16 protein-coding genes are annotated in these 23,413 nt (G+C 38.6%); 12 read left to right on the forward strand and 4 right to left on the reverse strand.

Annotated elements, in window-relative coordinates:
• Window positions 1-64 precede the first annotated feature (64 nt).
• The 10 genes from glgP (at window position 65) to ABR854_RS18220 (ending at window position 13,047) form a co-directional block, all read left to right on the forward strand.
• On the forward strand, window positions 65-1,711 hold the full coding sequence (gene glgP, locus ABR854_RS18175) for an alpha-glucan family phosphorylase (RefSeq protein ID WP_350267203.1): 1,647 nt from the start codon (window positions 65-67) through the stop codon (window positions 1,709-1,711).
• A gap of 108 nt (window positions 1,712-1,819) precedes the next feature.
• Window positions 1,820-2,662: a helix-turn-helix domain-containing protein gene (locus ABR854_RS18180; protein WP_350267205.1), complete on the forward strand. Its 843-nt coding sequence runs from the start codon at window positions 1,820-1,822 to the stop codon at window positions 2,660-2,662.
• 87 nt (window positions 2,663-2,749) lie between these two features.
• The gene (locus tag ABR854_RS18185) at window positions 2,750-3,346 is read left to right on the forward strand and encodes a transposase (protein ID WP_350267207.1); all 597 of its coding nucleotides are present in this window, start codon (window positions 2,750-2,752) and stop codon (window positions 3,344-3,346) included.
• Window positions 3,347-3,431: 85 nt separating this feature from the next.
• Entirely contained in the window at window positions 3,432-4,832 is a 1,401-nt protein-coding gene (gene leuC / locus ABR854_RS18190; protein WP_350267209.1) for a 3-isopropylmalate dehydratase large subunit, read from the forward strand.
• A gap of 85 nt (window positions 4,833-4,917) precedes the next feature.
• Window positions 4,918-5,514, forward strand: coding sequence for a 3-isopropylmalate dehydratase small subunit (gene leuD / locus ABR854_RS18195; protein ID WP_350267211.1), 597 nt, complete (start codon window positions 4,918-4,920; stop codon window positions 5,512-5,514).
• An 88-nt stretch (window positions 5,515-5,602) separates the two neighbouring features.
• Complete coding sequence (locus ABR854_RS18200; protein WP_350267213.1) at window positions 5,603-7,114, forward strand: hydroxymethylglutaryl-CoA lyase-like TIM-barrel protein; 1,512 nt, start codon at window positions 5,603-5,605, stop codon at window positions 7,112-7,114.
• A 65-nt stretch (window positions 7,115-7,179) separates the two neighbouring features.
• Complete coding sequence (locus ABR854_RS18205; protein ID WP_350267214.1) at window positions 7,180-7,545, forward strand: four helix bundle protein; 366 nt, start codon at window positions 7,180-7,182, stop codon at window positions 7,543-7,545.
• A 110-nt stretch (window positions 7,546-7,655) separates the two neighbouring features.
• Complete coding sequence (gene leuB / locus ABR854_RS18210; protein ID WP_350267216.1) at window positions 7,656-8,726, forward strand: 3-isopropylmalate dehydrogenase; 1,071 nt, start codon at window positions 7,656-7,658, stop codon at window positions 8,724-8,726.
• A gap of 130 nt (window positions 8,727-8,856) precedes the next feature.
• The gene (locus ABR854_RS18215; RefSeq protein ID WP_350267218.1) at window positions 8,857-9,432 is read left to right on the forward strand and encodes an OmpH/Skp family outer membrane protein; all 576 of its coding nucleotides are present in this window, start codon (window positions 8,857-8,859) and stop codon (window positions 9,430-9,432) included.
• A gap of 129 nt (window positions 9,433-9,561) precedes the next feature.
• Entirely contained in the window at window positions 9,562-13,047 is a 3,486-nt protein-coding gene (locus tag ABR854_RS18220; RefSeq protein ID WP_350267220.1) for an amidohydrolase family protein, read from the forward strand.
• Window positions 13,048-13,107: 60 nt separating this feature from the next.
• Here the strand turns inward: ABR854_RS18220 and ABR854_RS18225 are convergent, their stop codons facing one another.
• Complete coding sequence (locus ABR854_RS18225) at window positions 13,108-15,516, reverse strand: alpha/beta hydrolase family protein (protein ID WP_350267222.1); 2,409 nt, start codon at window positions 15,514-15,516, stop codon at window positions 13,108-13,110.
• 254 nt (window positions 15,517-15,770) lie between these two features.
• Window positions 15,771-17,087 (reverse strand): adenosylhomocysteinase, encoded by a 1,317-nt coding sequence (ahcY, locus tag ABR854_RS18230; RefSeq protein ID WP_350267224.1) that lies wholly within the window; start codon window positions 17,085-17,087, stop codon window positions 15,771-15,773.
• Window positions 17,088-17,423: 336 nt separating this feature from the next.
• On the opposite strand from ahcY, the gene ABR854_RS18235 reads away from it, so the two are divergent.
• The gene (locus ABR854_RS18235) at window positions 17,424-19,259 is read left to right on the forward strand and encodes a hypothetical protein (RefSeq protein WP_350267226.1); all 1,836 of its coding nucleotides are present in this window, start codon (window positions 17,424-17,426) and stop codon (window positions 19,257-19,259) included.
• Between the two features lie 81 nt (window positions 19,260-19,340).
• On the opposite strand, the gene ABR854_RS18240 is transcribed toward ABR854_RS18235, so the two are convergent.
• Both ABR854_RS18240 and ABR854_RS18245 read right to left on the reverse strand, forming a co-directional pair.
• Window positions 19,341-20,171 carry a DUF2911 domain-containing protein gene (locus ABR854_RS18240; RefSeq protein ID WP_350267228.1) on the reverse strand — a complete coding sequence of 277 codons (831 nt, stop codon included), beginning with the start codon at window positions 20,169-20,171 and terminating at the stop codon, window positions 19,341-19,343.
• 176 nt (window positions 20,172-20,347) lie between these two features.
• Window positions 20,348-21,472, reverse strand: a complete 1,125-nt coding sequence (locus ABR854_RS18245; protein ID WP_350267230.1) for a Gfo/Idh/MocA family protein — start codon at window positions 21,470-21,472, stop codon at window positions 20,348-20,350.
• Window positions 21,473-21,696: 224 nt separating this feature from the next.
• On the opposite strand from ABR854_RS18245, the gene ABR854_RS18250 reads away from it, so the two are divergent.
• Window positions 21,697-23,364: a S41 family peptidase gene (locus ABR854_RS18250; RefSeq protein ID WP_350267232.1), complete on the forward strand. Its 1,668-nt coding sequence runs from the start codon at window positions 21,697-21,699 to the stop codon at window positions 23,362-23,364.
• The last annotated feature ends 49 nt before the right edge of the window (window positions 23,365-23,413 follow it).

Below are 23,413 nucleotides of genomic sequence, written 5' to 3' on the forward strand. Positions count from 1 at the left end.
TAGTTCTTTATACGTAAATTGAGAAATTTCTCTACATTTGTCATAGAAAATAACCTATGATAAAATGAAAAATCTTCCTGAGCAATTTGCTCATCCGTATTCCTTTGCCCCAAAGTTTAAGAAATCTGCCGTTTATTTTTCGATGGAATTTGCCATCGACCAAGCATTAAAAACCTATTCTGGCGGACTCGGTTTTTTGGCTGGCTCGCACATGCGTAGTGCGTATCAACTGAAGCAAAACCTTGTTGGTATTGGTATTTTGTGGAAATATGGTTACTACGACCAAGTTCGCAATACCGACAACAGTATGGCCGTGCAGTTTCGTGAGAAAATGTATAGTTTTTTGCAAGATACTGGCGTAAAATTTCAGATTAATGTGCAAAATCGTGCCGTTTGGGTGGCTGCGTATTTCTTACCCCCAACTACTTTTGGCACTGTCCCGATGTTTTTTCTGACCACCGACACCGATGGCAATGATACTTGGGGTAGGTCACTTTCCTATCATCTTTACGATGCCGATGCCTCTATCAAAGTGGCTCAATGTATGCTTTTGGGTATTGGCGGAACTACTTTTCTGGATAAAATCAATTACGAACCCGATGTGTATCATTTCAATGAAGCTCATGCACTTTCGGGGGCTTTTCATCTGTACAAGAAATTTGGAAAAGTGGCCGATGTAAAAAAACGTTTGGTTTTCACGACTCACACACCGGAAGAAGCAGGTAATGAAAAACACGACATCAATATGCTTGAAAGCATGAATTTCTTTGCGGGCGTACCGATGAATGAAGTACGTAAGATTTCTGGAATTACTGATAATGTTTTCAATCACTCGTTAGTTGCTTTACGTTTGAGCCGAAAAGCCAATGCCGTATCTAAACTTCACGGCGACGTTTCCCGCAAAATGTGGGGGGATTATAAAGGAATTTGTGAAATTACGCACGTTACCAATGCCCAAAATAATCTTTATTGGGCTGACGATATTTTAGAAAAAGCCCGCAAGAAAAGCGATGTAAAAATGATAGCTTCTCGCAAAAAAGAACTGAAAGAAGTATTGTTCAAAACCGTAGCCGACCAAGCAGGCAAACTCTTTAAACCCGATGTGTTTACAATCATTTGGGCAAGACGTTTTGCGGCTTACAAACGCCCCGATTTGCTCACTCGTGACCGTGAACGCTTCGATAAATTGATGAAAAATACTAAATACCCGATTCAGTTTATTTGGGCAGGAAAACCTTATCCGTTTGATGGTGGAGCAATCAATAATTTCAATCAACTCTATTATTTGAGTCATCTTTACCCAAATATGGCAGTGCTGACTGGACATGAATTGAACTTATCGAAACTTATCAAAGATGGCTCGGATGTTTGGCTTAATACGCCAATCGTAACTCGTGAAGCGTCTGGTACGAGCGGAATGACTGCTGCCATGAATGCCTCTTTGAACTTTTCGACATTTGATGGCTGGGTTTGTGAATTTGCTACTGAGCAGAACTCATTCGTTGTACCAGATGCTCCGCATTCGCCTGATTGGGAACGAGATAGAGTTGATATTCATAACATGCTCGATATGCTCGAAAATAAAATTTTGCCTATGTACTACGACCGCCCCGACGAATGGCAAAGAATGGTTTTACAGAGCATGAATGATGTAAATGCGTTCTTTGATTCTGACCGCATGGCGGCGGAATATTATGAGAAAGTTTATTGATTGATTTAAGTCCGTTGTTTGTGTCGTCACAGACAACGGACTATAAAGTAGTTTTTATTAAGATTCATTTTTATCCTGTATATTTGGCCGAAATAAAAGTTTTCAGTCATGCTCCGTGTTCCTTCTTCGATAAGTTCAAAAGAATTTGAGTCTTTGCAGATTCAGGACATGACTTTTGTGGCTTATCGAAATAATATTTATCCTTCAAAAAACGAGATTTTCTTTGAGGAACACGCCATTATTTATGTACTCGAAGGCGAAAAAAAGTTTATTTCTCCTACACAAGACATTCACGTTCAGAAAGGCCAAATCCTATTTTTTCAACGGGGCTGTTATTCGATGAACGAATCTATTGATGTCAATTATCGTAGTCTTGTTTTTTTCTTTCCCGAAAACCTGCTGAAAGAATTTGTGGCCCAAAACCTCACACTTTTTGAGGATTTGACCGAAAACGCTATCGAACAAATCTTGAGCCTCGAAAGCAGCGAAAACTTCGATAAGTTTGTTGATTCGCTGATTCCGTTTTTTAGCACTCGCACGAAACTCATGAATCAGTTTTTAAGACTGAAATTCAATGAGTTGATGCTGCATCTCATCGAACTCGACCGCAGCGACCAATTTCGTCAGACCCTTTTTAATATTTATCAAGGTCAGAAAGCAGATTTGGCTTATTTTCTTGAAAATTACTACCTAAAACCTCTTTCGATTGCCGAATTAGCCCAAATTTCGGGGCGAAGCCTTTCGGCTTTCAAACGTGATTTTGAACTACAATTTCATACTTCTCCCGCCGCTTGGATTAGAAATAAGCGTTTGGAGTATGCCTATTTTCTTCTACAAAACTCAAAGAAAAATGTTTCCGAGATAAGTCTCGAAATCGGTTATGAAAGCGTTTCTCATTTCATCAAAGCCTTCAAAGAAAAATACGGTTTTACGCCCAATAAAATAGCTTAAACCAAAAACGTTATTTTTTGGTCGTATTTCGTTAATCATTATTAGGTTATTATACTCAATTTTGCATCGCCTATTCCACAAACTCCAATGGCGGACAAATTCCAAAATAAATATCGCATTCCTTCGGCAAGACATCCCAACTGGGATTATGGCACAAATGGGGCATATTTTATTACGATTTGTACGAAAAACCGACAATATTTTTTGGGAGAATGTGAAAAAGGCAAAATGAGACTATCGACCATTGGTGCGATTGTGCAGGGCTTTTGGTATGAAATTCCTAATCATTTTCCATTTATCGAATTGGGTGAATTTGTAGTGATGCCTAATCATATTCATGGTATTTTAATTGTGAATAAAAATGGTTTTGATGAAAATATCGACATAATCGCCCCCGTAGAGACGTTGCAATGCAACGTCTCTACCGAGAACAAAAACGAATTTTATCAAAAAATATCACCAAAATCTGGGTCGATTTCAACCATTATTCGGTCATACAAATCAATATGTACAAAACACATTCATGCCGCATTTCCGACATTGAATTTTGAATGGCAAACACGCTTTTGGGACAATATTATTCGTGATGACGAGGCATTTAATATTATTAGCCAGTACATTATCAATAATCCTTTGAATTGGGAAGAAGATAGAATGTTTGGAGAGGAGATGAAACCCGAATAGGGACGGTTGGTTGGTAGAGACGTTGAAATGCAACGTCTCTACGGCGGCGAACAAACAAAAAACGCATTAAAACAATTAAAAAAATATGTCAGCACCAAAATCATTATTTGACAAAGTATGGGATGCCCACGTTGTTCGTAACATCGAAGACGGGCCCGACGTTTTATTCATCGACCGCCACTTCATTCACGAAGTAACGAGTCCAGTTGCCTTTTTGGGTCTTGAAAGTCGTGGTTTAGGCGTACTTTTCCCAAATCGTACATTTGCAACAGCCGACCATAATACACCAACAATCAACCAACATTTGCCGGTTCAAGACCCACTTTCGGCCAATCAGTTGAAAGCATTGGAAACAAATTCGGCTAAATACGGCATTTCGCACTGGGGATTAGGTCACGCAAAAAATGGTATCGTTCACGTAGTTGGACCAGAAAATGGCATTACACTTCCTGGTATGACTATCGTTTGTGGCGACTCTCATACTTCTACGCACGGTGCTTTTGGTGCAATAGCCTTCGGAATTGGTACTTCTGAGGTGGAAATGGTACTTTCTTCGCAATGTATCATGCAGCCAAAACCAAAGAAAATGCGTGTGACCATCAATGGTAAATTGGGCAAAGGCGTATTGCCAAAAGACGTAACGCTCTTTATTATTTCAAAACTTTCGGCAGCAGGTGCAACAGGCTATTTCTGTGAATATGCTGGTGAGGTTTTTGAAAACATGACGATGGAAGGACGTATGACAGTTTGTAATATGTCAATCGAAATGGGTGCGAGAGGTGGCATGATTGCCCCTGACGAAACTACTTTCGCCTACTTGCAAGGCCGTGAGCAAGCTCCAAAAGGCGAGGCTTGGGACAAAGCTTTGGCTTACTGGAAAACCCTCAAAACCGAAGAAGGAACAGTTTTCGATATTGAATATACTTTTGATGCTTCTGAAATTGAGCCACAAATCACTTACGGAACAAACCCAGGTTTGGGAACAGGTATTTCTAAAAATATCCCTCAAGCCGCTGAAGTACTTGATGGTGCTGCATCTTATGCAAAATCATTAAACTATATGGGCTTTGCCGAAAACGACCAAATCGTTGGTAAACCAATTGATTATGTTTTCTTAGGAAGCTGTACAAACGGCCGTATCGAAGATTTCCGTGCTTTTGCTTCAATCGTGAAAGGACGCAAAAAAGCGGATAACGTAACGGCTTGGTTAGTACCAGGTTCGCACATCGTAGAATCTCAAATCAAAGAAGAAGGTATCTTGGATATTTTGACTGAAGCTGGTTTTGCTTTGCGTCAGCCAGGTTGCTCGGCGTGTTTGGCGATGAACGATGATAAAATTCCTGCTGGAAAATATGCAGTTTCAACATCAAACCGAAACTTTGAAGGCCGTCAAGGACCAGGTGCAAGAACACTTTTGGCATCTCCGTTAGTGGCAGCAGCAGCGGCTGTTACAGGAAAAGTTACTGACCCAAGAGAATTTTTATAAAACTCAACCACTAAGAAACTAAGGTTCACTAAGAAAAGGCTTAGTGATACTTTGTCCCTTAGTGGTAAAAATATAGACAGATAAAATGGCATACGATAAATTTACAGTACTCAAAAGCACCGCAGTTCCGATGCCCATCGAAAATGTGGATACCGACCAAATTATCCCTGCACGCTTCTTGAAAGCAACAAGCAGAGTCGATTTCGACAAAAACTTATTCAGAGACTGGCGTTATAACGCTGACGATACTCCGAAAGCAGATTTCGTATTAAACAACCCTATCTATTCGGGCAAAATCCTTGTAGGTGGCCGCAACTTCGGTAGTGGTTCAAGCCGTGAACACGCCGCTTGGGCGATTTACGACTACGGTTTCCGTTGCGTAGTGTCGAGTTTCTTTGCTGATATTTTCAAAGGAAATGCCTTGAATATTGGTATTCTTCCAGTGCAAGTTAGTCCAGAATTTTTGCATAAAATCTTCACGGCTATTGAGGCAGACCCAAATACCGAACTCGAAGTAAATCTTCCTGCCCAAACCATCACTATTTTGGCAACGGGCGAGTCGGAGAGTTTCGGCATAAACGGCTACAAAAAGAATAACATGATTAACGGCTACGACGATATTGATTATCTTCAATCTGTAAAATCAGAGATTTCGGCCTTTGCTGAGAAGAGTCTTTATTAATTTTGAATGATTAAATGAATGAATGAGTGAATGGGTTAAACCATTTTATTATTCTATCATTCTATCATTCGCACATTCAAAATTGAAGATGCGACACATTGAAATAATGGATACAACGCTCCGTGATGGTGAACAAACCAGCGGAGTGTCTTTTTCAGCTACCGAAAAACTGGCAATCGCCCAGATGCTACTCACTGAAGTGAAAGTGGATAGAATTGAGGTGGCTTCTGCTCGTGTTTCGGAAGGTGAATTATTAGCTGTACAAAAAATTACCAATTGGGCAAAAGAACATAATTTGCTTGAAAAAGTAGAGGTTTTGACCTTTGTCGATGGTGAAGCTTCTATCAACTGGATGCTACAAGCAGGTGCTAAAGTTATGAATTTATTGACCAAAGGCTCAATGAATCATCTGACGCACCAGTTGAAAAAAACACCCGAACAGCACTTTGGCGAAATTGCACAGGTGATTTCATTGGCAAAATCGAAAGGTATTGAAGCAAATGTTTATTTAGAAGATTGGAGCAACGGAATGCGAAATTCACAAGAATACGTTTTTCAATTTCTCGATTTTCTGAGTACACAACCAATCAAACGAGTGCTTTTGCCCGATACATTGGGAGTTTTGACACCTTACGAAACCTACGATTTTATCAAAGCTATCGTTGAGCGTTATCCAACTCAGCATTTCGATTTTCACGCTCATAATGACTATGATTTGAGCGTAGCCAACGTTATGGAGGCCATTCGTGCAGGCATACAAGGCTTGCACCTAACTGTAAATGGCATGGGCGAACGCACAGGAAATGCACCGTTGGCCAGTACGATTGCGGTTATTAATGATTTTATGCCCGATGTTACTACCTCGGTGGTTGAGCAGTCTTTGCATACGGTTAGTAAAATCGTTGAGAGTTTTTCGGGCTTTGGTATTCCTGTAAATAAGCCAATCGTTGGCGAAAACGTATTTACGCAAACGGCGGGTATCCATGCCGACGGCGATAATAAAAACAATCTTTATTTCAACGATTTGATGCCTGAGCGTTTCGGACGTACTCGAAAATACGCTCTCGGAAAAACATCAGGTAAGGCTAATATTGAGAAAAACCTCCAAGAAATTGGTATTTCTCTTTCACCCGAAGAAATCAAGAAAGTTACACAAAGAATCATCGAACTCGGCGACCGTAAGGAAGTCGTCACGAAAGAAGATTTGCCATACATTATCTCCGATGTACTTGATAGTGAGGCAGTTGCCGAGCGAGTGCATGTGCTTAATTATGTAATGACTCACTCGAAAAACCTTCGTCCATCGGCCACTTTAATGGTAAAAATCGACGAGGATATTTTTGAAGAAAACGCCCAAGGCGATGGTCAATACGATGCCTTTATGAATGCCTTGAAGAAAATTTATCTGAAAAAGAAACAAAGTCTTCCAACGCTGACAGACTATGCCGTAAGGATTCCGCCAGGCGGAAAAACCGATGCACTTTGTGAGACCATCATTAGTTGGGAATACAACGGAAAAAGCTTCAAAACTCGTGGTTTAGATTCAGACCAAACTGTTTCAGCTATCAAAGCTACTCAGAAGATGCTGAATTTGATTTAGTTTATAGGCACAAAGGTTCATAGTGACAAAGGCACAAAGTAAAATTAAACGTAACTTTACATAAATTGGATAGTTCAATAAAAACATATCGAGATTTGATTGTTTGGCAAAAGGCTATGCAATTTGTTACAAATATTTATTCAAAAAGTGCTTTACTGCCTCAAAACGAGCAATTTGGTCTTACCTCACAAATTAGACGTTCTGCTGTTTCAATTCCAAGTAATATTGCAGAAGGCTATGGCAGAAATAGTACTGGTGATTATACTCGATTTTTACAAATAGCTTTGGGTTCATTGTTTGAGATTCAAACCCAAATAGAAATTGCCTTTAATCTCAATTATATTTCAGAAAGTGACTTTCAATCTTTATTTGAACAAAGTCGTGAGATTGAAAGAATGTTATCAAGTTTGATTAATAAATTAAAAAAATGACACGTTGTAGTCTTGTGCCATAAATGCCTAATTTATACTTTATAACTCTTGTGGTTTTAAGTATAACTTTGTCCCTCTGTGCCTTTGCTCCTCTGTGCCTCAAATAAAAAATGAAAAAACATATTCTAATCGTCCCAGGAGACGGAATTGGGCAGGAAGTAACTGCCGTTGGTAAAAAAGTAGTAGAGAAAATCGCTGCAAAATTTGGTCATGAATTTACATATGACGAAGCACTCATCGGTCATGCTGCCATCGAAGCAACTGGCGACCCGCTTCCCGAAGAAACACTCGTAAAAATGAAAGCCTCTGATGCCGTTTTATTCGGTGCAGTAGGCCACCCAAAATATGATAACGACCCTTCGGCAAAAGTTCGTCCAGAACAAGGTTTATTGAAAATGCGTAAAGAATTAGGTCTTTATGCCAATCTTCGACCTATCAAACTTTTTGATGAATTATTAGAAGCATCAAGCATCAAACCAGAGCTTTTGAAAGGTGCAGATATTTTGTTCTTCCGTGAATTAACAGGTGATGTTTATTTCGGAAAACGTGAGCGTATCGACGAAGGAAATACCGCTTACGATACCATGATTTATTCAAAATACGAAGTTGAGCGTATCGCACGCAAGGCATTTGATGCTGCCATGACTCGTGGCAAAAAGTTGATGTCGGTTGACAAAGCAAACGTACTCGAAAGTAGCCGTTTGTGGCGTGAAGTAGTGCTTGAAGTAGCCAAAGACTACCCAGAAGTACAACTCGAACACCAATTTGTTGACGCAGCAGCCATGCTTTTAATCAAAGACCCACGTAAATTTGATGTGGTAGTAACAGGAAATCTTTTCGGAGATATTCTTACCGACGAAGCTTCACAAATTGCTGGTTCGATGGGAATGTTAGCTTCGGCTTCGGTGGGCGATAGCACGGGCGTTTATGAGCCAATCCATGGTTCGGCTCACGATATTACTGGAAAAGGAGTTGCGAATCCATTGGCTTCGATTTTATCAGCCGCTTTGATGTTGGATATTTCATTTGGCTTAAAAGCCGAATCGGAGGCGATTATTGCTGCCGTAGATGCCACTTTGAAAGCTGGCTACCGTACGGGCGATATTGCAGATGCCAACACACCAAAAGATATGATTTTGGGAACAGATGCAATGGGCGAGCAAATCTTGTCAAGAATCTAATTTAGTCCACAGTCAACGAACAACAGTTCACAGATTGCGGTTCGATAAAAAGGCGAGTTTTACTCGTCTTTTTTGTTTTCGGTAAAAAATATTCCGTAATTTTGATTAAAAAAACACCCAAATCAAACTAATGAAAAAAACAGTTTTTATCGCTATTATAGTACTAATCAGTCAATTAGGATTTTCACAGGCACCTAAGCCAGCTACACAAGGCCTAAAACTTGCGTATGTTTATGAAGATTATATTCTTCAGAATGTAAAAGAAATGAAGAATCTTCAAGCCGAAATCGCTTCAAAAAAAGTAGGTTTTGAAACAAAACTTGAGCAAAAAGCAAAAAAATATCAAGAAGAATATGAAGCTTATCAAGCCATGATGAAAGATATTACAGGGCTTACAACCGATTCTTTAAATGCTAAACTAAAACTTGTGCAGAACCTTAAGAAAGATGCAGAAGAATTTCAGGCAAATTCAGAGACCGAATTACAAAAAATGATTCAAGATAAATTTCTGGCAATTCGAGAAAAAGTAAATGCAACTATCAAGACCGTAGCTGCCGAAAAGGGTTATAAGATTGTGTTCAGAAGAAATGCTGATTCAGGAAATAGAGAATCAAATACAGTGATGCTTTATTCTGCCGATAATGGAAAAGATGACCTCACAGATGCAGTTTTAATCAAAATGGGGACTGTGCCACCGAAGAAATAACATTCAGTTAAGCTAAAAAATCCTCAAATGCTACATCATTTGGGGATTTTTTTGTTGGATAATTCTCACTAAAGCTAAATCTCAAATGTTTTATTTATATTTGATTATCAACTAAAAACATTTCTATCAATGAACAAAAAGTTTACTAATTATTTAATGTTGTCGCTCTTCACTGCAATTATCATAGAAATACTTTCTTTTACATTAGTAGTAGGAGCTGTTAATGGGAAAAACTCTTTTGATAAACATTTTCTGAGTGACTCTCTAAAAAAAGATACAACTCAATATGTGCGGTATAAGGATTTACCTTTGAAAGCAACTCGAAAATTCAAACACACCATCTCTGAAGGTACGTGGCTCTCGGTGGATGTAAGTCCCGATGCAAAAAACATTGCTTTTGATTTGGTCGGAGATATTTACACAATCCCATTCGGTGGTGGAAAAGCAACAACTATTACCAAAGGTTTGGCATACGATACGCACCCAAGATATAGTCCAGATGGCAAAAAGTTACTATTTATCTCCGACAGAAGTGGCTCTGATAATATTTGGTACATTGATTTTAATAAAAAAGACACCGTTCAAGTAACCAAAGACCGTGACCAAAACTACGCTTCTGCTGATTGGACTCCCGATGGAAATTATATTGTTTTCTCAAAAGGCCGAATGAATGTGCAACTTTGGATGGTACACCAAGACGGAGGTGGAGGCGTACAACTCATCGACCAACCAGAAAAATTAAAAACAATTGACCCTGCTGTTAGCCACGACGGTCGATATATTTATTTTTCGCAACGAACAGGTGCTTGGAATTACAATGCCATGATGCCACAGTACCAAATTGGTATTTATGACCGTGAAAATGCCAAACGTACCACCATTACATCAAGATATGGCTCAGCTTTTACGCCTACACTTTCGAGCGATGGTAAATGGCTGGTTTATGGCTCACGATTTGAAGATAAAACAGGTTTGGTTTTAAGAAACTTACAGTCTGGCGATGAAAAATGGCTGGCTTATCCAGTTCAAAGAGATGAACAAGAGTCAATCGCAACCATGGGTGTTTTACCTGCCATGTCTTTCACGCCAGATAATCAAAACCTTATCGTTTCTTATGGTGGTAAAATTTACAAAGTTGCCATTAATGGTGGTAGCTCTACCGAAATTCCATTTGACGTAAACATGGAACTTGAAATGGGGCCTCAACTCGAATTTAAGTATCCAATCTCTGACACAACCCACGCACTTGTTACCCAAATTCGTGACGCAGTTCCTTCTCCCGATGGCCGTAAATTAGCTTTTACAGCACTCAATCGAGCTTATGTGATGGATTTTCCGAATGGTACTCCTCGACGTCTTAGCAACAATGACTTTACAGAAGCCAATCTTGCTTGGTCGCCAGATGGAACACAATTAGTCTTTACAACGTGGACACCCGAAGGTGGAAATCTATACAAAGCCAATACAAACGGAGCAGCGAATTTACAAAAACTAACATCTATTTCTGCCCTTTACAGCCAACCTGTTTGGACACTTAAAGGTGACAGAATTGTATTTATTCGCAGTAAGTTACAAAGCTATCGTGAATCTATCGGGCCAGTAGCTAATAATGCCGAAGATGAAATTTGCTGGATTGATGCCAATGGCGGAAATATCACTATCATTGATAAAGCTCGTGACCGTAGTAATCCTCACTTTGTAAAAAATGAAGACCGTATTTATTTGAGTGGAAGTGAAGGTGCAATTCAATCTATCAAATGGGATGGAACTGATGAAAAAGTTCACGCTAAAATTACAGGAATCACGACCTACGGAATGAGTATCGAAGGAGAGGAATTTGTGCATAATTGTATGCTTTCAGAAAAAACCGCCGAAGCTATGGAAGTTAATAAACCTTCGCCCGCTTCGCAAACTTTGATGTCACCTGATGGCGAAAAAGCCTTGGCTCAAATCAATAATGAAATTTATGTAGTGAGTATTCCTAAAACAGGTAAAACCGTTAATATCTCTGTTTCTGAGCCTTCGGCTTCGCAGTTTCCTGCAAAAAAGTTAACCGAATTAGGAGGGGAGTTTCCTGCATGGTCGAGCAATGCTCAAAAAGTACATTGGTCTTTGGGGCGTTTTCATTTTGTATATGATTTAGAGAAGTCAAAAGCTTTTGATGATAGTTTAAAAACTGCCAAAAAACTGCAAGAAAAACAAAAAGCTGATTCGCTCAATAAAGCCAAAACCGATTCAGTGAAGGTAAAATCCGATAGCTCGAATGTAAGCAAAAAAGCAACTCCAAAGAAAGAAGACCCTAAATACAAAATTCAAGAAGTAGAAATCAAAGTTTTCTATGCAAAAGATGCTCCGACTGGAAATGTTTTATTGAAAGGAGCAAGAATCATCACAATGAAAGGCGATGAAATAATTGAAAATGGAGATATTTTGATAGAGAACAATCGAATCAAAAGCTATGGAAAAAGCGGAACACTCAAGAATACTACTGGGGCAAAAGTAATTGATACTAAAGGGAAAACTATTATTCCAGGTTTTGTCGATACGCACGCTCACATGTGGCCGCAATGGGGTATTCAAAAAAATCAGGCGTGGGTATATTCTGCCAATCTTGCCTATGGAGTTACCACTACCCGTGACCCTCAGACCGCTACAACAGACGTGCTTACCTATTCGGATATGGTAGAGGCTGGCAAAATGGTTGGTCCAAGAGTTTACTCAACAGGCCCAGGTGTTGGGTATTGGTCATATAATATCAAAGATTCAACGCAGGCTATCAATGCTTTACGTCAATACAGCAAATACTATAATACTAAATACATAAAAATGTATTTGACAGGCAATCGCCAAATTCGTCAATGGATTATAAAAGCTGCTAAAGGACAACAATTGATGCCAACAACGGAGGGAGGTTTGAATTACAAGCTAAACATGACCAATATGCTCGATGGATACCCTGGCCACGAACATGCCATTCCTGTTTATCCGCTTTATAATGATGTAGTAAAGGCTATTTCTTTTTCAAAAATGTGTGTTACACCTACACTTTTGGTAGCTTACGGTGGACCTTTTGCTGAGATTTTTTATTTTGAAACCGAAAATCCTTACCACGATAAAAAGATGCAAAACTTCATGCCTTATGAAGAATTGGCCGAAAAAACTCGTCGTGTGCCAGCTTGGTTTATGCCAGAAGAGCATGTATTCCAAAAACACGCCAAGTCAATGAAATCAATGGTTGAAAGTGGAGCTTTAGCAGGAATTGGTAGTCACGGAGAGTTTCAAGGTTTGGGCTATCACTGGGAGTTGTGGTCGATGCAAAGTGGAGGAATGAAAAACCATGATGCTCTCCGCACCGCCACGATTTTGGGTGCTACTGCTCTTGGACTTGACAAAGATTTAGGAAGTATCGAAAACGGAAAGCTGGCTGATTTACTAATTTTAGATAAAAACCCCTTAGAAAATATTCGTAATTCTAATTCGGTTAAAATGGTTATCAAAAATGGCCGAATTTATGATGGAAATACCCTTGACGAAATTTATCCGACACAAAGAAAACTCGAACGCAGCGAATGGAGCTTTGAAAAACCAGTCCTTAATACTGGTTTGAAAGAATAAGAAAATCAAAAACGCCCAGCTATCTCAATAACTGGGCGTTTTGCATATAGAAATTTCGACTTATTTAGCCTCTTTTACATATTTCTTCAACCATTCGTTTTGCTCCCAAAGCATGTGAAGAAGGTTTTCCTTACCACGGTAGCCGTGAGCTTCGTAAGGTAAAAATACAAAACGTACGGTTCCTCCGTGTCCCTTGATAGCGGCAAACATACGCTCACTATTAATCGGGAAAGTACCAGGATTATCATCAGAATCACCATGAATCAATAAAAGTGGCGTTTTGATTTTATCGGCGTAGCTAAACGGACTCATTTTGTAATACAAATCTGGAGCTTCCCAATAAGTGCGGTCTTCGGCCTGAAAACCGAATGGTGTCAGTGTTCTATTATAAGCACCACTTCGTGCAATTCCTGCCTTAAACAACTTTGTGTGACTCAATAAATGGGCAGTCATAAACGCACCGTAGCTATGCCCGCCAACTGCCATACGGTTTTTATCACCTACGCCCATTTCGGCCAAATGATTAACCGCCGCTTCGGCATTTAGTGTGAGTTGCTCAATAAAATTATCGTTTGGTTTGGTATCACCACCTTTGCTCACGATTGGCATTTCGGCATTATCAAGCACCGCAAAACCTTGCGTTACGTAGTAAATCGGGCTTCCCCAAGCAATAGTTATAAATCTATTCTCGCTTCCACGTACTTGAGCGGCATCAGCCGCATTATTGAACTCTCTCGGATACGCCCACATATATACTGGCAATGGGCCATCTTTCTCTTTGTTATAACCTTTTGGTAAATACAAATCTCCAGTAAGTTCGATACCATCCTTGCGGGTATATTTTACTTTTTGTTTCGTTACACCCACCAATGCAGGATAAGGGTTTGTAAATGCCGTTATTGGCATATCAGCAATGCGTAATTTCAAGTTTTTGATATAAAAATTAGGTACATCAGTTTTCGATTCTTTACGAGTAATAAATGTCAAGTTTTTAGCATCCAACACATCTACTATAAACTCATACGTACCTTCGCTGCAACGCCAAAGTTGTTCGGTTTTCTTGGTGTCAATATCAAAAAGGCTCAAAAATGGCAAATCTCCTTTTGGCGAAGAACCAACCGTGTTGTTCAAGAAAATCTTGTTTCCCTCTACCAAAATCACCTGTTTACCAAAACTATTTTTCTCCATCAAAGGCGAACCTGGGTTTCCATAAGCATCGGTAGTATTGCGTTCAAAAAGTGTAGAAATCGTTTTTGTACTACTATTATATCTACTCACTTTGACTGTTTGTTTGCCTGCAAGACCTTCTGAAACCCACGCAAAGCTTTCATTTCCCCAAGTTATGCCACGGAAACGCATTTTGGTTTTGAATAACTCTTGTTTTTCGGCCTTGAAAGGGGCTGCTTGTGCATAAACTACATCGTGAAATTCTACGTTCTTTTTTATCAATCCACTATCCAAAGGCATTGCCCAAACTAAAGTTGCGGCTTCATCGCTTCTCCATTCAAAACCACGAGGTATATTCTGTACATTATCATTTCCCGAAGGTCGTGTTTCGGCACTTGGCAAATCTGCTATTTCTTTTACCAATTTCCCAGTAACATCAACTACCGAAACTGATGTTGGAAAACCACTGGCAGTAACCAAATATGAAAATGGTTTCTTCAAAACCTCTAACAAGTAATATTTTTTATCGGGAGATAGCGTATAAGATTCGTAAATGGCAGGTTTACCTATCGGCGTTTCAACACCTCCACGATTAATCACCATTTGAGCGGTTGCCATAAACTCAAAAAGTTGTTCATCGTGAGGAGTTTTAATTAAATCTTGGTAAGTGCGGCCTGGTGCTGCTTTTCCGATATTTTGCTGTACGGTTGGGCCTTTTGGCGTGATTGGCTTTGCAGGTGCGGCACTTGGCAAGCTAATTGCGGTTTTATAGACAATCGCATTATCGTCGAACCAAGTCAAATCAGCACCTAAAACTACGTTTAAGGCCTTTTTATTGACTTTAGTCGCTACTTTGGTAGCTACGTCAACAATGTACAAATCAACTCGGTTGTTGGTGGTATTCGTGAAAGCAATCTTCTTTTCATTCGGACTCCATCTTACATTTCCTGCCAACATATTTGCTGGTAAGCCACTGATTTTAAATTCTTTGCCAGTTTTGATGTTTTTCAGTGTAAAATTATTGATAAAAGTTTGTCGGCTTGGCGAGAAATTATTGGGGTTTAACCTCAAACCTGCAATGCGGATTTCAGGCTGACCTAATTCCTCAACGGTCGGATAAGAATTACGTTCGCTTTGGAGCATCCATTCGCCTTGACTGTCGATGCTTACATCGGGTGTGGGTTTTGCCAAAAGCAAATCAGCAACTTCTTTAGGTGGGAGTTGGTAGCTTACAGCATCTTGAGCGAAAGACCCAAAACACATTGCAAACGCTGCCAATAAAATGACAATTTTCTTGTTCATGGTTAGTAATTTAGTGAATTTGATGAAGGGATGATTTAACGAAGTGAAATTAGTGATTAAAAAGCATTTGTAAGCACTTTGGAGACTTAAAGCATAAAAAGATAGACGTTTTCCTGAATTTATCTTATTTTACTCCAAGAACGTCCAAGTTGGACACTCCTACGATAAGAAAAACAAAACGCCCATCTATTTTTCAATAAATGAGCGTTTTGATATAAAATACTATCGACTTTCGTCCATGGATTATCGACTAATTAATAACGATACATTTCAGATTTGAATGGACCTTCTGGTGTTACACCGATGTAAGCAGCTTGTTCTGCATCTAAAGTATCTAATTTAGCACCCACGTGAGCCAAGTGAAAAGCAGCTACTTTCTCATCTAATTGCTTAGGAAGAACGTAAACTTTTTTCTCGTATTTCTCTGGGTTGTTCCATAATTCGATTTGTGCCAACGTTTGGTTAGAGAATGAGCATGACATCACGAATGATGGGTGTCCCATTGCACAACCTAAGTTTACTAAACGTCCTTCTGCTAAGATAATGATTTCTTTGCCATCCACTTCATACATATCAACTTGTGGTTTGATAGTCGATTTTGTGTGACCATAGTTTTGGTTCAACCAAGCCATGTCGATTTCGTTATCGAAGTGACCGATGTTACAAACGATAGCCTTATCACGCATTGCCTTGAAGTGACGGTCACGGATGATGTTTACGTTACCAGTAGCCGTTACGAAGATATTCGCACGAGTTACTGCTTCGTCCATCGGAACTACTTCGTAGCCATCCATTGCCGCTTGTAAAGCACAGATTGGGTCGATTTCAGTAACCAATACACGGCAACCAGCACCACGAAGTGATTCTGCCGAACCTTTACCTACATCACCATAACCTGCAACAGCAGCAACTTTACCTGCCATCATTACGTCAGTTGCACGACGAATCGCATCAACTAATGATTCTTTACAACCGTATTTATTATCGAATTTCGATTTTGTTACTGAGTCATTTACGTTAATAGCTGGCAAGAATAATGTGCCATTTTTCATACGCTCATACAAACGGTGAACACCCGTAGTAGTTTCTTCTGATAAACCTTTGATACCAGCGATAAGCTCTGGATATACATCAAATACCATGTTTGTAAGGTCTCCACCATCATCCAAAATCATGTTCAATGGTTTTTGTTCTTCACCGAAAAACAAAGTTTGCTCAATACACCAGTCGAATTCTTCGGCTGTTTGACCTTTCCAAGCATACACCTGAATACCAGCAGCAGCAATAGCAGCAGCAGCGTGGTCTTGAGTTGAGAAGATATTACAAGAAGACCAAGTTACTTCAGCACCTAACTCCACAAGGGTTTCGATAAGAACAGCCGTTTGGATTGTCATGTGTAAACATCCTGCTACTCTTGCACCTGCCAATGGTTTCGACGGGCCATATTCAGCACGGATTGCCATTAAACCTGGCATTTCGGCTTCTGCTAATTTAATTTCTTTGCGACCCCAATCGGCAAGAGTGATGTCTTTTACCTTGTAAGGGAGATAAGTTTTTTTTGCTGCTGACATTATTGATATAAGTTAAATTATCCTTTTAAAATTCTTTATTTAGTTGCTTTTTCTAAATATTAGACAAAATTAGGATAAATTATTTGCCAAATCAATTTTTTTTGGATAATTTTTATTTGACGGATTTTGTTTTTTTAAGAAAAAAAACGTTAAAAAACGCTCGTTCTGGATGTAAAGGACCTCCTTTCAGTTTTCTCAAAGTAAGTACTTAGGTGTATTTCTTAACTAATTCAAAAAACAACTTTTATAATACAACCTTTCAATCCTTAATTGCATTTTCTCTTTAGAATGATTTTCTCAAAAAAACACAATATTATCTATTTAAACTGCAACCTTATGAGAATTAATTTGATTTTTCTACTTTTTGTGTGTTCGTTGAAAGTCTTTGCCCAAATGCCCCTCTTCCTTGAAAAATTAGTTGAAAATCCGAATGAAGTTGTGACCGTTAATGGACTTAAAAGTTATTATTTAGCTGGCGAAAAAATTAGTATTGTTGCAATAGTTAAGGAAGCAGATACTAAAAGTGAAACACAAATAAGTATTCCGTTATATGTTGATTTTATTGATTTGACCAATGGAAAACTACTAAAACGATTCACTTTAAAACTGGATAATGCTCATGCTTCGCTTTCTTTCGTGCTTCCATCTGATTTAGCAACTGGTCATTATCAAATAAGAGCTTATACAAATTGGATGAGAAATTTTTCGGAGAAAGGTTTTTTCAAACAAAACTTTACTATTTTTTCTCAAAATTTTAAAGAGGAAATATCTAAGGTCAATAAACAAACGTACTTCGATACTTTGACAATTCATGTTGAAGGAGGATATTTGGTTAATGGACTAAAATCTAAAATTGCGATTGAAGCCAAAGATAATTTTGGTTTAAAAATGAGTGTGCCGTTTTTATTAATAAGCAATAAAAATGATACATTGGCTAATTCGCAAACAGACACTTTAGGGCTTGCAGTTTTTGACTTGGTACCAAAAATTGACGAAAAATACCGAATTGTCGTCAATAACAAGTCCTTTTTACTCCAAAATGCACAAACTGAAGGCACAGTTTTGATGATTGATAATTTGAGTAATAAAGAGAAAATTCGGGTTTTTATACAAAACAATAATGTTAAAACCGATTCTGTTGGTTTGGTTTTAATGAAAGATGGGCAATTGATTTATTGGAAATATTATCTGAATAATAAACCATCACTACTAATTATTATTCCTAAAAATGATTTGGATGGACTGATTCAATGTTTTTTAGTTGATAAAAATGGGCGTGAACTGGGCGAACGTACTATTGAAATTGCATCAAGTAAGACATCGGCCGATATTTTAAGAAGAGACAAAGTTTTATTGACTAAAGCCCCTTCACATTCATTAAGAATTAATACCGCTTTTCCGTTTGTAATTGAAAAAGGTCTTTCTATTTCTGGACGAATAAATCGTCTGAATGGCAAAGAACAGAAAAAAGAAATTTCACTTTCAATGGTTTTGACCGCACCGAAAGATGATACAACTAAACAAAAAACTACTCCTTTCTTTATAACAAGTAGAGATAAATTTGTTTTTGAAAATCTTGATTTTTATGGCAAAAAGAGGGTGACGTTTGTTGCTCCAAATAATACAATAACGTTAGATTCTACACTATCGATACCTCCTATTTATAGCCAAAAACTACCTATTAACTGGAAATTGGTTGATAATTCTTACGAGTTAGCTGAATTGGAAAAGAAAAAAAACATGTTGACTTTAGAGAAAATCAGAAAAGAACGAGAAAATATAATGCTCGAAGAAGTTGTAGTAAAGGCTAAGAAAATTGACCCAAATACGATAAATGGAATAAGGCCAAATTTTGTTTTAGATGAAAATAGAGTAACAAATGCATCAACAATGTCAGGTTTACTATTTAGCATTATTCCTGTACGTAAACGTAGGCATGGGCCAGGTCTCAAAGTTTTTGTTGATTCACAAGAACTTACACAAGATGATATTGATAATTTGGATTTTGATATTAGTCCTTCAAGTGTTGAAAAAGTATTAGTCTTTGATGATGTGATACCTGCCAGTTATGGTCGTGCAACTTGTGCAGTTGTCATTATTTTAAGGCGAGGGTTTATGTATAATTTAAAACCCAATGAGTCATTTATTGTGAATGGATATTATAAAGAATAAGCTTGTAAGTAAGATACCTAAACGCCTCCAGTTTTGATTAAACTGGAGGCGTTTAGTATTTATTAGGTTGTGAAACAACCCTTACTTCAACGTAGCAATCAATTTTTCATTTAAAGCTACATAATCCGGGTTTCCACCAGCTTTTGCTAACTCAATTCCTTTCGTGGCTGTTGCTTTTGCAGCAACTTTATCACCCATTTTAGCTTGGATTTTTGCTTTTAAGTGCACCATCCAATAAGCACTTGGTTGAGCATCAATTGCTTTGTTTACCCACTCCAATGCTTTTGCCATATCTTTACCATTATCAAAATAATAGCTGGCTGCTGCAAAATACGGACGGCTATCAACATTCATAGCTGCATCAATTGATTTCATGATTTTGCTATCAATGTCAGCTTCTACTGGAATACTAACAACTGTGTTTTCCCACATGATTTGGATATTTGCCGATGCAGCCATTACATCACCAATAATAATCGTGAACGATTCGATATTCATTGGTAAATTCATTGATTTTACTTTGAAACGAGCTACGTCTTCTTCTACTTTGTAACCATTCAAGCCACCATTGTTTACGCCTTTGTTCAAGATAATTTCCCACTCACCAGCATTTGGAATAGAATAAAGTGCATACGAACCTGCTTTTACTGCTACACCTCCAACTTTCACATCTTCTCCGAAAGTTACTTTGGTTGCACCATTAGCACCCGTTCTCCACATAGCACCAAAAGGCACTAAATCACCAAAAATCTTACGACCTTTAGCCAACGGACGAGAATAATTTACTTCGATTGATGAAAGTGCAAAGTCTTGCTTGATAGTTTGGGTTGGACTCGGAGCTGGCGTTTTGATGCCTTGTGCCATTGCTCCCATTGATACAAAAAGAGAGAATAGTAAAACGATTTTTTTCATTTGTGTTTGATAGATTTTGTTTGAATACGTATAACGATAAAACTTGGAAAATGGTTTATTTGTAGATATGAGATTAGGGATAGGAGATTCGAGAAAAAATTAAAGTAAATTTTATCTTCCCCAAAACCTGTGTTTAAAATCTCGAATCCCCTATCTCACATCTCGTATCTCAAAATTTACACCAAACTAATTCGTTTTCCAGTTTGAGCGGCTTCGTAGATGGCCATCAAGATTTTCATATCTCTTTTGCCTTCATCGCCATCGATGTGTTTCGGGAATTTTCCTGTTTCAATCATTTCTTTACAAATTGCTTCCATCATTACTGTCTGATGATGCACTACAGGCAATTTCATTTCTCCTTCATTACTTCGGCCTTTGATTGGTCCATAACTATACGCAGGGCCTAACTGAAGCCAACCTTTATCGGCCGATACATAAAGTTGCTCAATATTTGATTTATATGAAGTAAAACCATTCACCATTGCTCCGCCTGGAAACTCCATTTGCCACGAAACACTTTCCTCTACATCTTTGAAACGTTCCTTATCAGTAATTGGCCCAAACTGAGCCGTTACCCAAAGTGGTTCTTCGCCCGTTACGTAGCGAGAAGCTTGTACGCAATAAATGCCCACATCCATCAATGGCCCACCACCTGCCATTGCTTTTTTCAAACGCCACTGCGTTGGGTCGCCGATGGTAAAGCCGAAATTTGTTTGCATGAATCGCACATTACCTTTCTCTTTTTTCTGACCGATTCGCATCACTTCTTGCGTAAATGGCTCAAAATGAAGTCGATAACCTACACCCAATTGTACACCAGCATCTTTGCAGGCTTTTATCATAGCATCGCATTCGGCTACCGAATTAGCCATTGGTTTTTCGCACATCACATGCTTGCCAGCTTTTGCCGCACGAATCACAAATTCGGGGTGCATCGAATTTGGTAAAACCACGTAAATAATATCAACGGCCTTATTTTTGGCTATTTCATCAAAATTTTGATAGTTGTAAACACTTTCTTTGGGCAAATTGTATTTCTTAGTCCATTCTTCGGCTTTTGCAGGTGAACCAGTTACGATAGCCGCTAAGTAACAATTTTTGGCATTTTCTAAGGCAACAGCCAACTGATTTTTGGCGTAACTACCCAAACCAACGAGGGCAACACCGAGTTTTTTATCATCTTTTGGAGGGGCAACTTCTGGCACAGCCATTACAGATGGTACGGCAAAAGCGGCCGCCGTTGTGCCAAGTCCGACACCGAGGTTTTGTAGAAACGAGCGTCGAGATTGATTTTCAGACATTTCTTTAGTAAATTGGGGTTGAGAATAGAAATTTATGCTATTTAATGTAATTTATTATCACAAGAATCTGTTTCTAAAAGTACGAACTAATTTTTAAGTGTTTGTTTAAATTTGTTACAAATTGTTGAAAATTGTTGGGATATTCCTTTTTCAAAGGTATTGACTTCCAAAATAACATGAAACGATATGAAACAAAGAAAACAATCTTTAAACTAAAATAAAAAGTGGAAGAAAATAAAATTCAAAATAATCAAACAACGATTCGCACACCGATTGTGGTAGCAACTACACTTGTAATTGGAATATTGATTGGGGCAACTTTTTTTGGCGGACGTCGAGTTGGAGGTGATATTTCTCGGAGTTCTAATAAATTTAAGGAGATTCTGACGTACATTAATCGTAGCTACGTCGATAGCGTAAATACCGATTCGTTGGTCGATTATTCGATTACAAAAATGCTCGAAAAACTCGACCCACATACCTATTATTTTCCGCCGCAAGAAGCCGATATTGCTCGCTCGCAACTCGAAAGTGGCTTCGATGGTATCGGTATTGAGTTTAATGTATTTAATGACACACTCTACGTAGTTACACCTTTGGCGGGCGGACCTTCTGAAACAGTTGGAATTCAAAGTGGCGACGCCATCCTGAAAGCAAACAATAATAAACTGACAGGAAAAGAAGCCAACAGCACGAATATTTTTGCAAGTCTGCGTGGAAAACGAGGCACTGAAGTAAAACTGGAAGTAAAACGCCGAGGATTTAAAGATTTATTAAAGTTTACGGTTGTGAGAGATAAAATCGCTCAATATTCGATTGATGCGGCCTATCTGATGGAAGATAAAAAAACAGCTTACATAAAAATTAATCGTTTTACCGAAACTACTTACGACGAGTTTAAACAACACATGACCGACCTCAAAAAACAAGGTATGAAACAATTATTGCTTGATTTAAGAGGAAACCCTGGCGGCTACATGGACAGAGCAACCGATATCGTTGATGAACTCGTAGGCGGAAAAGACGTGATTGTATATACTGATGGTAAAGATTCACGAAATAACCGAAAAACCTACGCAGGAAACGACGGAATGTTTGAAAAAGGGGCAATTGTAGTGATGGTTGATGAAGGAAGTGCTTCGGCATCGGAGATTCTTTCTGGTGCTTTGCAAGACTACGACCGTGCCTTGATTGTTGGTCGTCGAACCTTCGGAAAAGGATTAGTTCAGCAGCCAATTCAGCTATCTGATGGCTCAGAGCTACGCCTAACAATTTCTCGTTATTATATTCCGAGTGGACGAAGTATTCAGAAACCTTACGAAAAAGGGCATTTAGAAAACTATGAACACGAACTCGACGAACGTGGGAAATCGGGTGAGTTTTTCATTGCTGATAGCATCAAGAATAATCCCAAAATGCGTTTCAAAACCAAAGGTGGCCGTACGGTTTATGGCGGTGGTGGCGTTACGCCCGATATTTTTGTGCCAAGAGATACAAGCCACATTACCAAATACTTACTCGAACTTTACGGTAAAAATATCTTGCGTGAATATGCTCTCAACTATTCAAACGTAAATCGTAAAACGCTTGAAAAACAACCTTTTAGTGCTTTTTTAAATAGTTTTGTGATAAGCGATGCAATGCTCGAAGAAGTAAAAAAACTTGCCAATAATTCTGAAATTAAGTTTAATGCTGCTGAGTTTGGTCGCTCGAAAGAGTTTATCAAACTACAAATCAAAGCAAATATTGCCCGACATATTTGGCAACGAAACATAAAAAATGGTTTAAATAATGAGTTTTATCAAATTGTTTATAGCCAAGACCCAATCGTTACGACGGCCATTAAACAATTTAGTAAAGCAGAAAAATTGGAGAAAGAAAAGAAACTATAAAAAACACAAACGTCGGCAGCGTTTCGAACGCTGCCGACGTTATTCTTAT

The organism is Emticicia sp. W12TSBA100-4 (genome assembly GCF_040253585.1).
In the GTDB taxonomy this organism is placed as follows: Bacteria; Bacteroidota; Bacteroidia; order Cytophagales; family Spirosomataceae; genus Emticicia.

Coding starts and splice junctions, on each gene's coding strand:
- ABR854_RS18180 (WP_350267205.1), top strand. CDS start 1,820: ATGCTCCGTGTTCCTTCTTCGATAAGTTCAAAAGAATTTGAGTCTTTG.
- ABR854_RS18185 (WP_350267207.1), top strand. CDS start 2,750: ATGGCGGACAAATTCCAAAATAAATATCGCATTCCTTCGGCAAGACAT.
- ABR854_RS18215 (WP_350267218.1), top strand. CDS start 8,857: ATGAAAAAAACAGTTTTTATCGCTATTATAGTACTAATCAGTCAATTA.
- glgP (WP_350267203.1), top strand. CDS start 65: ATGAAAAATCTTCCTGAGCAATTTGCTCATCCGTATTCCTTTGCCCCA.
- leuD (WP_350267211.1), top strand. CDS start 4,918: ATGGCATACGATAAATTTACAGTACTCAAAAGCACCGCAGTTCCGATG.
- leuC (WP_350267209.1), top strand. CDS start 3,432: ATGTCAGCACCAAAATCATTATTTGACAAAGTATGGGATGCCCACGTT.
- ABR854_RS18235 (WP_350267226.1), top strand. CDS start 17,424: ATGAGAATTAATTTGATTTTTCTACTTTTTGTGTGTTCGTTGAAAGTC.
- ABR854_RS18240 (WP_350267228.1), bottom strand. CDS start 20,171: ATGAAAAAAATCGTTTTACTATTCTCTCTTTTTGTATCAATGGGAGCA.
- ABR854_RS18225 (WP_350267222.1), bottom strand. CDS start 15,516: ATGAACAAGAAAATTGTCATTTTATTGGCAGCGTTTGCAATGTGTTTT.
- ABR854_RS18200 (WP_350267213.1), top strand. CDS start 5,603: ATGCGACACATTGAAATAATGGATACAACGCTCCGTGATGGTGAACAA.
- ABR854_RS18220 (WP_350267220.1), top strand. CDS start 9,562: ATGAACAAAAAGTTTACTAATTATTTAATGTTGTCGCTCTTCACTGCA.
- ABR854_RS18245 (WP_350267230.1), bottom strand. CDS start 21,472: ATGTCTGAAAATCAATCTCGACGCTCGTTTCTACAAAACCTCGGTGTC.
- ahcY (WP_350267224.1), bottom strand. CDS start 17,087: ATGTCAGCAGCAAAAAAAACTTATCTCCCTTACAAGGTAAAAGACATC.
- leuB (WP_350267216.1), top strand. CDS start 7,656: ATGAAAAAACATATTCTAATCGTCCCAGGAGACGGAATTGGGCAGGAA.